Origin of the sequence: Sulfitobacter sp. PM12 (genome assembly GCF_045586035.1) — a bacterium.
In the GTDB taxonomy this organism is placed as follows: domain Bacteria; phylum Pseudomonadota; class Alphaproteobacteria; order Rhodobacterales; family Rhodobacteraceae; genus Sulfitobacter; species Sulfitobacter pontiacus.
Genome location: NZ_CP151529.1, coordinates 1,909,908 through 1,923,608 on the forward strand (window position 1 = coordinate 1,909,908; position 13,701 = coordinate 1,923,608).

The 13,701-nt window shown below is 60.4% G+C and carries 13 protein-coding genes; 9 read left to right on the forward strand and 4 right to left on the reverse strand.

The window, feature by feature from the left end; genetic code table 11:
* Nucleotides 1–90: 90 nt before the first annotated feature.
* The 4 genes from AADW22_RS09375 to miaA all read right to left on the reverse strand — a co-directional run bounded on the left by AADW22_RS09375 (nucleotide 91) and on the right by miaA (nucleotide 4,658).
* Nucleotides 91–1,515: an ABC transporter permease gene (locus tag AADW22_RS09375; RefSeq protein ID WP_407473576.1), complete on the reverse strand. Its 1,425-nt coding sequence runs from the start codon at nucleotides 1,513–1,515 to the stop codon at nucleotides 91–93.
* A 13-nt stretch (nucleotides 1,516–1,528) separates the two neighbouring features.
* Nucleotides 1,529–2,614, reverse strand: a complete 1,086-nt coding sequence (locus tag AADW22_RS09380; RefSeq protein WP_407473577.1) for an ABC transporter permease — start codon at nucleotides 2,612–2,614, stop codon at nucleotides 1,529–1,531.
* 261 nt (nucleotides 2,615–2,875) lie between these two features.
* Nucleotides 2,876–3,664, reverse strand: a complete 789-nt coding sequence (locus AADW22_RS09385) for an AraC family transcriptional regulator (RefSeq protein ID WP_005853398.1) — start codon at nucleotides 3,662–3,664, stop codon at nucleotides 2,876–2,878.
* A 103-nt stretch (nucleotides 3,665–3,767) separates the two neighbouring features.
* Nucleotides 3,768–4,658 carry a tRNA (adenosine(37)-N6)-dimethylallyltransferase MiaA gene (gene miaA / locus AADW22_RS09390; RefSeq protein ID WP_407473578.1) on the reverse strand — a complete coding sequence of 297 codons (891 nt, stop codon included), beginning with the start codon at nucleotides 4,656–4,658 and terminating at the stop codon, nucleotides 3,768–3,770.
* Between the two features lie 99 nt (nucleotides 4,659–4,757).
* Here miaA and pyrH point away from each other — a divergent pair, with 99 nt between their 5' ends.
* The 9 genes from pyrH to AADW22_RS09435 all read left to right on the forward strand — a co-directional run bounded on the left by pyrH (nucleotide 4,758) and on the right by AADW22_RS09435 (nucleotide 13,636).
* A complete protein-coding gene (pyrH, locus tag AADW22_RS09395; RefSeq protein ID WP_009826990.1) occupies nucleotides 4,758–5,486 on the forward strand; it encodes a UMP kinase in 729 nt (242 codons plus the stop codon).
* A gap of 99 nt (nucleotides 5,487–5,585) precedes the next feature.
* Complete coding sequence (gene frr / locus AADW22_RS09400; protein WP_005853404.1) at nucleotides 5,586–6,149, forward strand: ribosome recycling factor; 564 nt, start codon at nucleotides 5,586–5,588, stop codon at nucleotides 6,147–6,149.
* 62 nt (nucleotides 6,150–6,211) lie between these two features.
* A complete protein-coding gene (uppS, locus tag AADW22_RS09405; protein ID WP_037966392.1) occupies nucleotides 6,212–6,955 on the forward strand; it encodes a polyprenyl diphosphate synthase in 744 nt (247 codons plus the stop codon).
* A gap of 23 nt (nucleotides 6,956–6,978) precedes the next feature.
* Nucleotides 6,979–7,773 carry a phosphatidate cytidylyltransferase gene (locus AADW22_RS09410; RefSeq protein WP_064216563.1) on the forward strand — a complete coding sequence of 265 codons (795 nt, stop codon included), beginning with the start codon at nucleotides 6,979–6,981 and terminating at the stop codon, nucleotides 7,771–7,773.
* Nucleotides 7,774–7,783: 10 nt separating this feature from the next.
* Nucleotides 7,784–8,956, forward strand: a complete 1,173-nt coding sequence (gene dxr / locus AADW22_RS09415; RefSeq protein WP_407473579.1) for a 1-deoxy-D-xylulose-5-phosphate reductoisomerase — start codon at nucleotides 7,784–7,786, stop codon at nucleotides 8,954–8,956.
* 13 nt (nucleotides 8,957–8,969) lie between these two features.
* Complete coding sequence (gene rseP / locus AADW22_RS09420; RefSeq protein ID WP_407474590.1) at nucleotides 8,970–10,313, forward strand: RIP metalloprotease RseP; 1,344 nt, start codon at nucleotides 8,970–8,972, stop codon at nucleotides 10,311–10,313.
* A gap of 120 nt (nucleotides 10,314–10,433) precedes the next feature.
* On the forward strand, nucleotides 10,434–10,556 hold the full coding sequence (locus AADW22_RS09425) for a hypothetical protein (RefSeq protein WP_005853414.1): 123 nt from the start codon (nucleotides 10,434–10,436) through the stop codon (nucleotides 10,554–10,556).
* 250 nt (nucleotides 10,557–10,806) lie between these two features.
* Entirely contained in the window at nucleotides 10,807–13,077 is a 2,271-nt protein-coding gene (gene bamA, locus AADW22_RS09430; RefSeq protein ID WP_407473580.1) for an outer membrane protein assembly factor BamA, read from the forward strand.
* 7 nt (nucleotides 13,078–13,084) lie between these two features.
* Nucleotides 13,085–13,636, forward strand: a complete 552-nt coding sequence (locus AADW22_RS09435) for an OmpH family outer membrane protein (protein WP_037944231.1) — start codon at nucleotides 13,085–13,087, stop codon at nucleotides 13,634–13,636.
* The last annotated feature ends 65 nt before the right edge of the window (nucleotides 13,637–13,701 follow it).

Here is a 13,701-nt window from a genome sequence, read left to right on the forward strand (position 1 = left end):
ACCCCCTTACCTTCAACCGCAACCATATACTTCATTTTGCCAAGCAAACTCCGGGGGTGCGGGGGCTGGCCCCCGCGGCGGTTCCCCAAATCAATCCCGCAAACTCTCTTCGCGCAGCCCATCCGCGAGCAGGTTCAACCCCAGCACAAGGCTCAGCAAGGCCAGCGCCGGCGCGATTGCCGCATGGGGGTAGAGCGCCAGCAGGCGCCGTCCTGCGTTTATCGTGGTGCCCCAATCGGGGCTTTCGGATTCCAGTCCCAGCCCAAAGAACCCCAGCGTGCCAAGCAGGATCGTGGTATAGCCGATGCGCAGGCAGAAATCGACGATCAGGGGGCCGCGGGCATTGGGCAGGATCTCCCACAACATGATGTACCACGGTCCTTCGCCCCGGGTCTGCGCGGCCGCCACGTAGTCGCGGGTCTTGATATCCAGTGCGAGCCCGCGCACGATCCGGAATACTGTGGGCGCATTGACGAAAACCACGGCGACAAAGACCACCAGCAACCCCGGCCCGATGTCGAGGAAATCCCCAAACGCAGGCAGGCCCGGGATCTCGTAGGTCTGGGTGCGCACCAATGCTCCATCGTCCGAGATCATCGCGAGGTAAAGCCAGCCCACCAGCCCCAGTACCACGACCAGCACCGGCGTGCGGGTGCTTGGCTGCGTGCGCAGGCGTGTGTTGAGCAGCACCCCAAGGAACACCAGCGGAAAGATGAACAGCACAATTGCCATGTAATTCGGCAGTCCGGTCAGCACGATCTCAGGGGTGACCAGAAGATAAAAGATCAAGATCACCGGAAAGGCGAGGATCAGATTGGCTAGAAAACTCAGGAATACGTCCAGTTTACCGCCATAGTAGCCCGCAGGCAGCCCCAGCGTAATCCCCACCATAAAGGCAAAGACCGTCGCCATCGGCGCGATCTGGATCACCACCCAGGCCCCCTTGATCAGGCGGCTGAACACATCGCGGGCAAGGTTATCGCCGCCCAGCAGGAACCACGGGTAGTCGCCGTCCTCGGCACGGGCCAGCGGTGTGCCGGGAAGCTTGTTCTTCATGCCCGAGGTCTGGCTGAGGCTATCATGGGTCACGATCATGTCGAACACCCCGCCGAACAGCCCCGTATAGACCCAGAACATCACCAGCCCAAAGCCGATCATACCGACGGTGCTGTCAAACAGTTTGCCATAAAGCCCCAGCCGGCGTTTGAAGGTAATCGACAGGGCAAAGGTCACGATCAGCGCAATCCAGACCGGCAGCAGACGCTGCGCCATGCCGCCAAAGATGCCGGCCTCGGCGCCCATGAAAATGCCCCCGACGACATAGACCATCAGCACCGCCGCCGCCGCCGCGATCCCCGCCGAGGTAAGCTGCCCCAAGCGGCGCGCTCCCGCAGGGGAAGTGGGCAGCAGGGGCCAGACCATCTGCGTCGCGATGCCAAGCAGCACGACCAGTACCGCGCCCCCCAGCAATGGGTTCACCCAGTCCAGCGCACCTGTCCATGTCAAGGGGTCCATCTGCATTGTCTCCTCAGGTGATCCGGATGCGCGGGTTCAGCACGACATAGCCGATGTCCGAGATCAGCTGCGTTGTCAGCACCACGATCACCGACACGACCGACACGGCCAGCAACAACTCAATGTCATTATTCGACGCGGCGCGGACCAACAGCCAGCCGAAGCCCTTGTAGTTAAAGAGGGTCTCGACGATGACGACTCCGTTCAGAAGCCACGGGATTTGCAGCATGATTACCGTGAACGGCGCGATCAATGCGTTGCGCAGAGCGTGTTTCAGGACGATGTTGCCAAAGCTCACCCCCTTCAGCCGCGCCGTGCGGATGTATTGCGCGGTCATCACCTCGGTCATCGAGGCACGGGTCATGCGCGCGATATAGCCCATCCCGTAAAGCGAGATGGTCAGCACCGGCAAAAAGAAATTCCAGAAGGTCGCGTCTTTCATCGCACTGGCAGCGGAGCCCAGAAACAGCGTTTTGCTGTCGATCCAGCCCCAGTCGGCCAGCAGGGGCGACAGCCCAAATCGCGAGGAGGCGAGCAGGGCGATGAACACGACACCAGACACATATTCAGGCGTCGCGGTTGTCAGGATCGAAAAGGTCGACAGGGTCCGGTCCGTCCGCGACCCTTCGCGCATCCCCGCCAGCACGCCCACAATCAGCGCCATCGGCACCATCAGCAGGATCACGCAGCCCATCAACTTGCCCGTCAGCGCCAACCGGGTCAGGACAGTGGGGCCGACATCCTCTTGGAAAACAGTGGAAAATCCCCAATCCCCTTGCAAGATACCGCAAAAGCGGCGGCGGTCGCCCTCGGGCGTGTCCTTGGTGAAGCACCGCCCGAAACTGGTGCCGTCATCCTCTTGCGTCACCCATCCGGGCATGACGCCCAGCCATTGGCCGAATTTGACCGGCAGCGGGTCAAGATAGCCGCGATTCCCCAGATAGCTTGCGACCGCTTCGTCCGACATGCGGAAGTTGCCTTGGGTCTTGGCGAGCTTTTCGAGGTTCGGATAGAGGTTGGTCAGCCAGAACACGATAAAGGTCAGGCATAGCGCTGTTACCACCATCACGCCCAAACGGCGCAATATGAAAATACCCATGTGATGACCCTGTTGCGCGGCGGTACGGCGGCACCTTGAAGGCGCGCGGCTGCGTTTGAATTTGTCGCAGCGCGGTCCGGCTTTTGCCGATACGTTGCGCGCTGCGCGGCTCCCTTATTGTCCGCTTTCCACCATGACATGGGTGGTGCGGATGTGTTTTTCTTGAATACCAGTCAGCCACAGGTCGCGGTGGCAGGTCAACTCGGTACTTTGGAAAAGGGCGCTAACCCGAGCGTCCTTGCGGCCTCCGGCCCTGACGCGTCAGGCCGCCGTTGCCCGCAGACGCGAGGGTGTGAGGCCCGTGTGTTGCTGCATGAACCGTGTGAAATAGGCGGCGGAGCCAAAGCCAAGGTGGCGCGCGATATCCTGTGCGGAATGCTCTGTCGTACCAAGCAGGTGCCGTGCCTCATGCACCACCCGTTCGGTCAGGATATCCGCCGCAGTCTTGCCGGTCGCGGATTTTACGGCCCGTGACAGATGCGTCGGCGTGACCTCCAGGCTTTCGGCGTAGTGTGCCATCGGCGCGCCGCTGCTGTAGTGTTCACAGACCATCTGGCAGAACCGCGCGCTGAGCCGTGCGGCGGCGTTGCGCCGGTTGGGGACATGTTCGTCCTGCATGATCTGACGCCGCAGCCAGACCGACATCAGCGCCGCGTGCCCCTCTAACGCGTCATGATACAGCGGGCGCTTGGCCTGTTGTTCGCGCTGCGCGGCTTCGATCAGGCCGGTCAGTTCGGTCTGGGCCTGCACATCCCGAATACGCAGGTGGCGCGGCATTTGGGGCAGGCGCAGCTCGGTGCCGTCGGGGATCACCACCGCTTGCCCGATGCCCTGCCGCCCCATATCAAGGGCAAAGAGCGCACGGGCAGGGATAAACACCGCGTTATGCGCCCCCAAGCCGCGCCGCTGGCCGTCAAGCTGCAGCAACCCCTGACCGCGGGTGATCCAGATCAGCATATGCACAGGCCGGTCATGACAAAGCTGCACGCGCCAGTCTTGCCCTTGCGACAGTTGCGCCAGCGTCAGCAATTCGATCGTGTTCTCTGTCATTGCATGCCCCTATCCGGAAAAGACAAGTGAACACTATCGTTATACAGATATACGGAAAGATAAAGGCAGTAAAAGATAATTTCGCCGTTTTGGCGACTGCGTGCTAGCCCGGCACATATTGCAGCCAATCGGCGGTGTTCTTGCGCATCCACGTGCGCTGCCGCTTGGCATACTGCCGTGTTGCGATGATGGCATCCTGTCGCGCCACGTCAAGCGGTGTTACGCCGTCAAGGTAGCGCATCAGCTCGGGCACGCCGATGGCACGGTGCGCGGGCAGGGCGGGGTCATAATCGGGGCGTACGGCGGCGACTTCGTCCAGCGCGCCTTGGTCCAGCATCTGGTCAAAGCGACGGATGATCCTGTCGTTCAGCCAGTCCTTTGACGCGGCAACGGCGACGGGCTGGCAGCGCTCCATCGGCAGGATGGGGGGCGGGGTATCATCTTGCCACGCGGCCAGCCCGCGCCCTGTGGCTTGCTGCACCTCCCACGCTCGCTGGACGCGCATGGGGTTATAAAGATCGATGCGGCGCGCCGTCTCTGCGTCAAGCGCGTCGATCATCGCCGCGCGGGGCATGGTATTGCCCGCGGCGCGTACCGCGTCAGGGGTCGGAGGAATGTCCACCAGCCCCTTGGTCAGCGCCGCGAAATAAAGCCCCGTGCCACCGACAATGATCGGGCGTGCGGGCTGGCGCAGCACCTCGGTCACCTCGCGCAGCCAGTGGCCGACGGAATAGGGGTCGTGTGCCGCGACATGGCCATACATCAGATGCGGTGCCAAGGCCTCTTCCTCGGCTGGGGGGCGGGCCGAGATCACGCGCCAGCAGCCGTAGACCTGACTGGCATCCGCGTTCACAATCACCCCGCCCTGAGCCTGCGCAATCGCCAGCGCCAGCGCCGATTTACCCGACGCCGTGGGCCCCGCAATCAGGACAGGCGCGGCAGGGTCGATAGAGGAAACCACGTCAGAGACGCGGGACAGCGGGGCATCTGGCATTTCTTTGCGTGAACCTCTGACGGAGCATTGAATGTTTGCGCTATTTGCGACATTTTACGGCGCAATGAAAACCCCTCCCACACCCTGAAAGGTGCGCCCATGCCCGAGAGCCAGTCAAAAGTAACATTCAACCGGGTCATGCTGAAGATTTCAGGCGAAGCATTGATGGGCGATCAGGGGTTCGGGCTGAACCCGCCAACCGTGCAACGCATCGCGAACGAGGTCAAATCGGTTCACGATCTTGGCGTCGAAATCTGCATGGTCATTGGGGGCGGCAATATCTTCCGCGGGCTGCAAGGATCGGCTCAGGGGATGGAACGCACCACCGCCGATTATATGGGGATGCTGGCCACCGTGATGAACGCGCTGGCGATGCAATCCGCGTTGGAGGAACTGGGCATTCACACGCGGGTGATTTCCGCGATCACAATGAACGAGGTCGCCGAACCCTATATTCGCCGCCGCGCGGTGCGCCACCTTGAGAAAAAGCGCGTGTGCATCTTTGCCGCGGGCACCGGCAACCCCTATTTCACCACCGATACCGCCGCGACGCTGCGCGCCAATGAAATGGCCTGCGAAGCGATCTTCAAGGGCACCAAGGTCGATGGTGTCTATGATAAAGACCCCGCCAAATTCGACGATGCGGTCCGCTATGATGCCGTCAGCTATGACGATGTGCTGCAAAAGCGCTTGGGGGTCATGGATGCCTCTGCCATCGCCTTGGCGCGCGACAACAACCTGCCGATCATCGTCTTCTCTCTGGACGAGCCGGGCGGCTTCAAGGGGATTCTCGCGGGCGAGGGCACATACACACGGGTTCAGGGCTAGGCCCCAACCTACGATAGATGCGGGGCTCCCTATACAAGGGGGGCTTGATCGCGTTATATCGGTTCAAATCTAGATAGTTACAAAACCACCGGGGACATCATGTCAGACGATTTTATGCTGGACACAGACGATCTTGAGCGGCGCATGAACGGCGCAATCGCATCGTTGCGCACCGAATTTGCCTCTTTGCGCACAGGCCGCGCGTCCGCCTCTATGCTGGAGCCTGTGATGGTCGACGCCTACGGCAGCAGCACGCCGATCAACCAGGTGGGCACCGTCAACGTGCCCGAGCCGCGGATGGTCACCATCAATGTCTGGGACAAGGCGCTGGTCGGCAAGGTCGAAAAGGCGATCCGTGAATCCGGTCTGGGCATCAACCCGCAGCTGAACGGCACGATCATCATGCTGCCGATCCCCGAGCTGAACGAGGAACGCCGGACCCAGCTGACCAAGGTCGCGGGGCAATATGCCGAAAGCGCCCGTGTATCGATCCGCAACGTGCGCCGCGACGGTATGGACCAGATCAAGAAAGCCAAGGCCGACGGCATGTCGGAAGACGATCAGAAAGTCTGGGAGGGTGAGGTTCAGGACATGACGAACAAGTTCATCGCCCAGATCGACGAGCAGCTTGAAAGCAAACAAGCCGAGATCATGCAGGTTTAAGTACCTTACTCGATGCGCGCGACCCAAGGTCCGCGCATCGGCCTGCAGTTCGATAAGGATAGATGATGCCTGCTGCGACCGACCAGACCTTCCAGCTTGTCCCAGGGGCACCGCGCCATGTTGCGATCATCATGGACGGAAACGGCCGTTGGGCGACCCAGCGGGGGCGTCCGCGTCTGTTCGGGCATCATGCCGGTGCCAAACGCGTGCGTGAAATCGTCGAGGCATGCCCCGATTTCGGCGTCGAGTATCTGACGATCTTTGCCTTCTCGACCGAGAACTGGAAACGTACTCAGGTCGAGGTGGCGGGGCTCATGAGCCTGTTCCGCCGCTATATCACCAAAGAGACCAAGGCGCTGAAAGCCAAGGGCGTGCGCGTCCGATTTATCGGTGACCGTGTCCGGCTGGATGCGAAACTGGTCAAGCTGATGAATGTGCTAGAGGCAGAGACGGCGGAAAACACCCGTACCCATCTGACGATTGCGCTGAACTACGGCGGTCGCGACGAGGTCGCGCGCGCGACGCAGCGGCTGGCACAGGACGTTGCAGCGGGTCTGCTCAGCCCTGATGACGTCGACGAAGAAACCCTGCCGCGCTATCTGGATACCCATGTTTTGCCGGACCCCGATCTGGTGATCCGCACCAGTGGCGAGGCGCGGATATCGAACTTTCTGCTGTGGCAATCAGCCTATGCCGAATATGAATTCATTGATACGCTCTGGCCCGACTTCACCAAGGCCGAGTTTGGCAATCTTTGTGCGGCCTTTGGCAATCGCGACCGGCGCTTTGGTGCCGTGTCCTCCTGATCGTACGACGAAAGGAAAGCACTATGACACCTTCTTCGGAACGCTGGTCCGACCTCACGGCGCGCGTCGGTTCGGCGCTGGCGATGATTGTGGTCGGTCTGGGCGGTATCTATCTGGGCGGGCCCGTGTTCCACGTTCTCGTCGCGATCATTTGCGGCGTCATGGCGTGGGAACTGGTGGGGATGTTGAACCCGTCAAACCGCAGCGCACGGAGGCAGATGGGCTTGCTGGTGGGCGCGGCGACGCTCGCCGCGATCTACCTGCCCGTGGGCTTTGCCCTGCCGGTGCTGCTGGCCCCCGCGTTGGTGGGCTTTGGCCAACTGGAAAAGCACCGCACCATTTTTATGTGTTTCACCGTGATGATCATGCTGGCCGGTTTCGGGCTGACGCAGGTCCGCGATGATTTCGGCTTTGGCTGGCTGATGTGGTTGGTGCTGGTTGTGGTGATCACCGATGTCGTTGGCTATTTCGCCGGACGTGCCATCGGTGGGCCGAAGTTCTGGCCCAAGGTCAGCCCCAAGAAAACATGGTCCGGCACGGCTGCGGGCTGGATCGGGGCGGCGGCTGTCGGTTTCCTGTTCTCGATCAACACCGGTGTGGGCTTGCAGCTGGTCGGTGTCTCTGTCGCCATGTCGATGGCGTCGCAGATGGGGGATATGGCGGAATCCGGGATGAAGCGTCGCTTGGGGGTCAAGGATAGCTCTAACCTGATCCCCGGTCATGGCGGCTTGCTGGATCGGTTCGACGGTATGTTGGGGGCGGCGCTGTTCCTGCTGATCATTGGTCGTTTCCTGACCATCACCCCCGCACTAAGCTGATCCCCACCCTATGAAGAAAGTCAGTATTTTCGGGGCCACGGGCTCTATCGGCCAGAACACTATTGATCTGATCGCGCGCGCGCCCGACGCCTATGATGTCGTCGCGCTGACCGGTGCCAGCAATATCGCGCAGCTGGCGGAAGATGCGCAACGTTTGAACGCGCAGCTTGCCGTCACGGCCCATGAGCATCTGCTGGACGACCTGCGCGACGCGCTATCAGGCACGGGGGTAGAGGCCGCCGCCGGAACACAAGCCATCAACGAGGCCGCCGCACGCCCCGCCGATTGGGTCATGTCCGCCATCATCGGGGCCGCGGGTCTGGCACCGGGGGTGGAGGCGTTGAAACAAGGCGCGACGCTTGCCCTTGCGAATAAAGAGTCGCTGGTCTGCGCCGGTCAGCTGATGCTGGATACGGCCATGGCACATGGGGCCACCATGCTGCCGGTCGATAGCGAACATTCCGCCGTGTTTCAGGCCCTGATCGGCGAGGATATCTCGGCGGTGGAACGGATCATTATCACCGCCAGCGGCGGGGCGTTTCGCGATTGGCCGCTGGAAAAGCTCGCAGATGCCACGTTAGAGCAGGCGTCGAGCCATCCGAACTGGGACATGGGCCAGCGCATCACCATCGACAGCGCGTCAATGTTCAACAAGGCGATGGAAGTCATTGAAACGCGTGAATATTTTCGCGTGGATCCCGACCAGATCGAGGTGTTGGTGCATCCGCAGTCGATGATCCATGCGCTGGTGGGGTTCAACGATGGTGCCTTGATGGCGCATATCGGCCCGCCCGACATGCGCCACGCTATCGGCTTTGCCCTGCATCACCCCGACCGTACCCATTTGCCGGTAGAGCGGCTGGATCTGGCAAAGATCGGCAGCTTTGACTTCCGCGCCCCCGATGACATCCGTTGGCCCGCCCTGCGCCTCGCGCGCGAGGTGATGGCGCGTGGTGGCATGGCCGGTGCGGTATTCAACGCCGCCAAAGAGGTCGCGCTGGACGGGTTTATCGGCGGCAAGCTGCGCTTTCCCCAGATGGCAGAGATCGTCGAAGACACGATGGAAGCGCTTTTCCCTGACAATGGGGTGATCGATGCGGCCATCACACTTGATAACGTCGCACAGGTGGACCATCTGGCAAGGCAGGCCGCATGGGCCGCAATAACAAAGAGGGCAGGGTAGAGTTTTGGATATAATGGCATTGATCCCGCAGTTTGGCGGGCTGATCTGGACGCTTCTGGCTTTTGTGGTTGCCCTTTCGGTGATCGTCGCGATCCATGAATACGGTCATTATATCGTCGGACGCTGGTCCGGCATCCATGCCGATGTCTTCTCTCTCGGGTTTGGCCCTGTGATCTACAGCCGCTACGACAAACGCGGCACCAAGTGGCAGATCGCCGCGCTGCCCTTTGGCGGCTACGTGAAATTCGCGGGCGATGCGGATGCGGCCTCGGGCAAGGATGTGGCCGCGATGGAAGCGGCCGAGGCGGACCCCAAGCGGTTGCGGGCCACCATGCATGGTGCGCCGCTATGGGCGCGTGCGGCCACAGTCGCTGCGGGGCCGGTGTTCAACTTTGCCCTGTCCATTCTGGTCTTCGCGGCCATCGGCCTGTCGGTCGGTGTTCCGCGTGATCCGATGACCGTCGGGGAATTGCACCCGCTGCCGTTTGAACAGAATGAACTGGTGGAAGGGGACGAGATCGTCTCTATCGGCGGGGTGACCCTGCCGCCGGTGTCCGATGCCACCGCCTATGCCGACGCCTTCGCCAGCATTCCGCTTGACCAGCCGCTGCCCTATGAGGTGAACCGTGGCGGGGAGGTCGTGACCGTGGATGGGCCTTACGTCATGCCATCGCTGGTCAAGCAGGTGATGCCGCAATCGGCGGCCTATGAGGCCGGTCTGAAAAGCGGCGATGTGATCACCTCAGTTGATGGGGCAGAGATTTTCGCCTTCCGCCAGTTGAAGACCGCTGTTGAAGCGTCTGAAGGCACACCGCTTGAACTTGATATCTGGCGCGACGGGGAAATGCTGGACATCACCCTGCGCCCCAAAGTGACGGACGAACCGCAGCCAGACGGCAGCTTCAAGTCGCAGATGCGCATTGGCATCGTGGGCGGCACCGCCTTTGACACCGCCACGACGAACCCTGGCGTGCTGACAGCGCTTTGGGGTGGGGTAGAGAACACAGGCCGGATCATCAGCGGGTCGCTGTCGGGTCTCAAGCATATGATCGTCGGCAATATTAGCACCTGTAACCTGAGCGGTCCGGTGGGGATCGCGCAAACCTCTGGCGCGATGGCGTCGCAGGGCGCGCAAAGCTTCATCTACTTTATCGCGGTGCTGTCGACGGCGGTCGGTCTGCTGAACCTCTTCCCGATTCCGGCGCTGGATGGTGGGCATCTGGTGTTCTACGCCTATGAAGCCGTGACCGGCAAACCACCCAGCGATGGTGCGTTGCGCATCCTGATGACCATTGGTCTGACCTTGGTACTGGGGTTAATGGTCTTTGCCTTGGGTAACGATTTATTTTGCCCTTAGGCGATATTTTGCCGCCTAAAGGGGGGTAAAAAGTTACAAAAGTCTTATTACTGCCTTAATTGGTCAAACGAGCGCCGCAATCGCCTGCGATATTCGATCCAAGTTACAAAGGATACGAGTATGCAGACGTTCAAGACAAGTTATCGCGGTTTGAGCCTTTTGGTTGATCTGAACTGGGACCGCGCTTTGTACTTCGGCTTCCTGATCATCGCGCTGACCGCCGGCGCGTGGATCGGCGCATAACGCCGTTCTCTCTCCCCATCCCGGTGCCCTCCCGCACTCTATCGTGATCCAACTGGCCGCCGTACACACTATATAGGTGTATGGCGGTCTCTTCGTTTTGACAAAGGCCGCTAACCTGTCTAGTCAGGACGAAAGAGTTTTTTGACAGCGGGTAGGGCAAATGATGCACAACGACAGGTGGAATAAGCCCACCGAAACAGCGGTTTTCACTCCTTTTGCGAAATCCTTGCGCAGCGCTTCTTTTTGCGTAATGTTATCAGTGGCTTGGCTGGTTCCAGCGCCACATGCTGACGCGCAAAGCTATCAATTCAACACAGTTCAGATCGACGGTAACGAACGGATCGGCGACAGCGCCATTCTAAGCCGCGCAGGAATCGCACGCGGTCGGGCGATCAGCGCGGGCGAATTGAACGATGCTTACCAGAACCTTCAGGCGTCCGGCCTGTTTGAAAGCGTAGCACTTGAACCGCGCGGCGGGACATTGGTGATCACGGTCGTAGAATTCCCCACGATCAACCGCATCAGCTTTGAAGGCAACGCGCGCATCGACGACGAAGCGCTGGCTTCGGTCGTTGATTCAGACGAACGCCGCGTCTTTAACCCAACCCAAGCCGAAAAAGACGCCAATGCCATCGCGCAGGCCTATAGCAACGACGGCCGTATCGCCGCCCGCGTCCAGCCCAAGGTCATCCGCCGCGACCAGAACCGCGTTGATCTGGTGTTTGAAGTCTTCGAAGGCGACAACGTCGAGATTGAACGCCTGAGCTTTGTCGGCAACCGCGAATATTCGGACCGTCGTCTGCGCCGCGTGCTGGGAACCAAGCAAGCGGGCCTGTTCCGCCGTCTGATCAAACGCGACACTTTTGTGCCCGAACGCATCGAGGCCGACCAGCAGATGCTGCGCGATTTCTACCTGTCGCGCGGGTATGTCGACATGCGCATTTCGGCGGCGAACGCTCAGCTGACCGAAGAACGCGACGGCTATTTTGTGCAGTTTAACGTGCAAGAGGGGCAACAGTTCAAGTTTGGCGAACTGACCGTCACCTCGACCATCAACGGGGTGAACGCCGACGATTATCGTGGCGTAATCAAGACCAAATCCGGTGCCGTCTATTCACCGTCGCTGGTCGAGACGGATATCGCCCGGATGGAACGCAAAGCCATCCGTGACGGCGTAGACTTTCTGCGGGTCGAACCGGTTGTCACGCGCAATGATCGCGACCTGACGCTGAACGTCGAATATCGTATTTCGCGTGGTCCACGTGTGTTTGTCGAACGGATCGACATCGAAGGTAACACCACCACGCTTGACCGCGTTGTACGCCGCCAGTTTGACAGCGTAGAGGGTGACCCGTTCAACCCGCGCGAAATCCGTGAAAGCGCCGAGCGTATCCGCGCCCTTGGTTATTTTGAAAGCGCCGAAGTCAACGCCCGCGAGGGGTCTTCCCCCGAGCAGGTCGTCGTTGACGTGAATGTTGTGGAACAGCCGACAGGCTCGCTCAACTTCGGTGGGTCGTTCTCGTCCAGTGACGGGATCGGCGTCGCGGTCAGCTTCGCCGAGGATAACTTCCTGGGACGCGGCCAGAAGCTCAAGCTGACGGTCAGCACGGCTGAAGATGCACAGCGCTATGGCTTCAACTTTATCGAGCCGAGCCTCTTGGGGCGTGATGTGGCGTTCGGCCTGAACCTCGATTATGCCGAAACAAGCTCGTCCTATAATTCCTTCGATACCGAACGTATCGTCTTCCAGCCGACGCTGTCGTTCCCTGTCAGCGAAAACGGGCGGTTGAGCCTCAACTATACCTATGACGATCTTGAGATGTCGGAGCGTGACGATACCACAACCGGTTTCGTCGTTGCTAATGACATCGCCGCGGGCCGTCAGGTGACCTCTTCGATCGGGTATAACTACAGCTACGACACCCGCCGCGCCGGCCTTGACCCGACATCGGGTGTGCTGCTGCAATTCGGGCAGGATTTCGCAGGTCTAGGGGGGGACACCAAGTTCGTGAAAACCACCGCCAAAGCCATCGGCGAAAAGCGTATCTTCAACGAGGAAGTCACCCTGCGTGCTACCTTGCAAGGTGGGGCATTGGCATGGAGCGAGGGCAACAACCGCGTTTCCGACCGCTTCTTGATCGGCCCATCGATCATGCGCGGCTTTGAAACCGGCGGGATCGGCCCGCGCGATCAAAGCAACGGGTCGGACGACTCCCTTGGGGGTAACCTCTTTGTGGTTGGTAGTCTTGAGGCGGAATTCCCGCTGGGCCTGCCCGAAGAATACGGCATCAGCGGCGGCGTCTTCTATGATGTCGGCAACGTCTGGAACCTCGACGATGTAGTGATCCCCGCGGGCTCGTCTATCGTTGGTGAATCCGGTTCGTTCCGCCACGTGATCGGTGTCTCGCTCTTCTGGGATACGCCTGTTGGTCCCTTGCAGTTCAACGTCTCTAAGGCCTTGAAAAAAGAGGACTACGACGAAGAACAGAAGTTCGAAGTGACCCTGCGGACCGATTTCTGAGGCCGTTATGAAACTGCGGGCACTCTTGATTTGCCTTCTTCCGGTACTGCCCCTTGCGGCGGTGCCGGTATTTGCACAACAGCAGTCTGAACGGCGCGTGGTGCAAAGCCCGATCCTGACCATCGATTCAGATCGTGTGTTCAATGAAAGCGCCTTTGGTCTGCGGGTGGCGGATGACGTGGAAACCCAAAGCGCTGAAATATCTGCCGAAAACCGCCTGATCGAAGCGGATTTGAAGGCCGAGGAGCGCAAGCTCACCGATCAGCGCAGCAAGCTCAGCCCCGATGCCTTCAGCGGGCTGGCGGATGCCTTTGACGAAAAGGTGCAGAAAACCCGCGCGGCGCAAGCGGCAAAGGGGCGGGCGTTGAACGAATTGGTCGAGAAAGAGCGCCAGGTGTTTCTGGCCGCTGCGGGCCCTGTGTTGGAACAGATGATGCGTGAAGCCGGGGCGGCCGTGATCCTTGAACGCCGGTCGGTCTTCGTCAGCGCCAACGCCATCGACATCACCGACGAAGCCATAGAGCGGCTTGATGCGTCGGTCGGCAGCGGCAAGAACTGATCCCCCCCGCTTGCCCATGGCGGCCAGAATTGGTAGCCAGCTTACAGCTTTTAACAGACAGGACA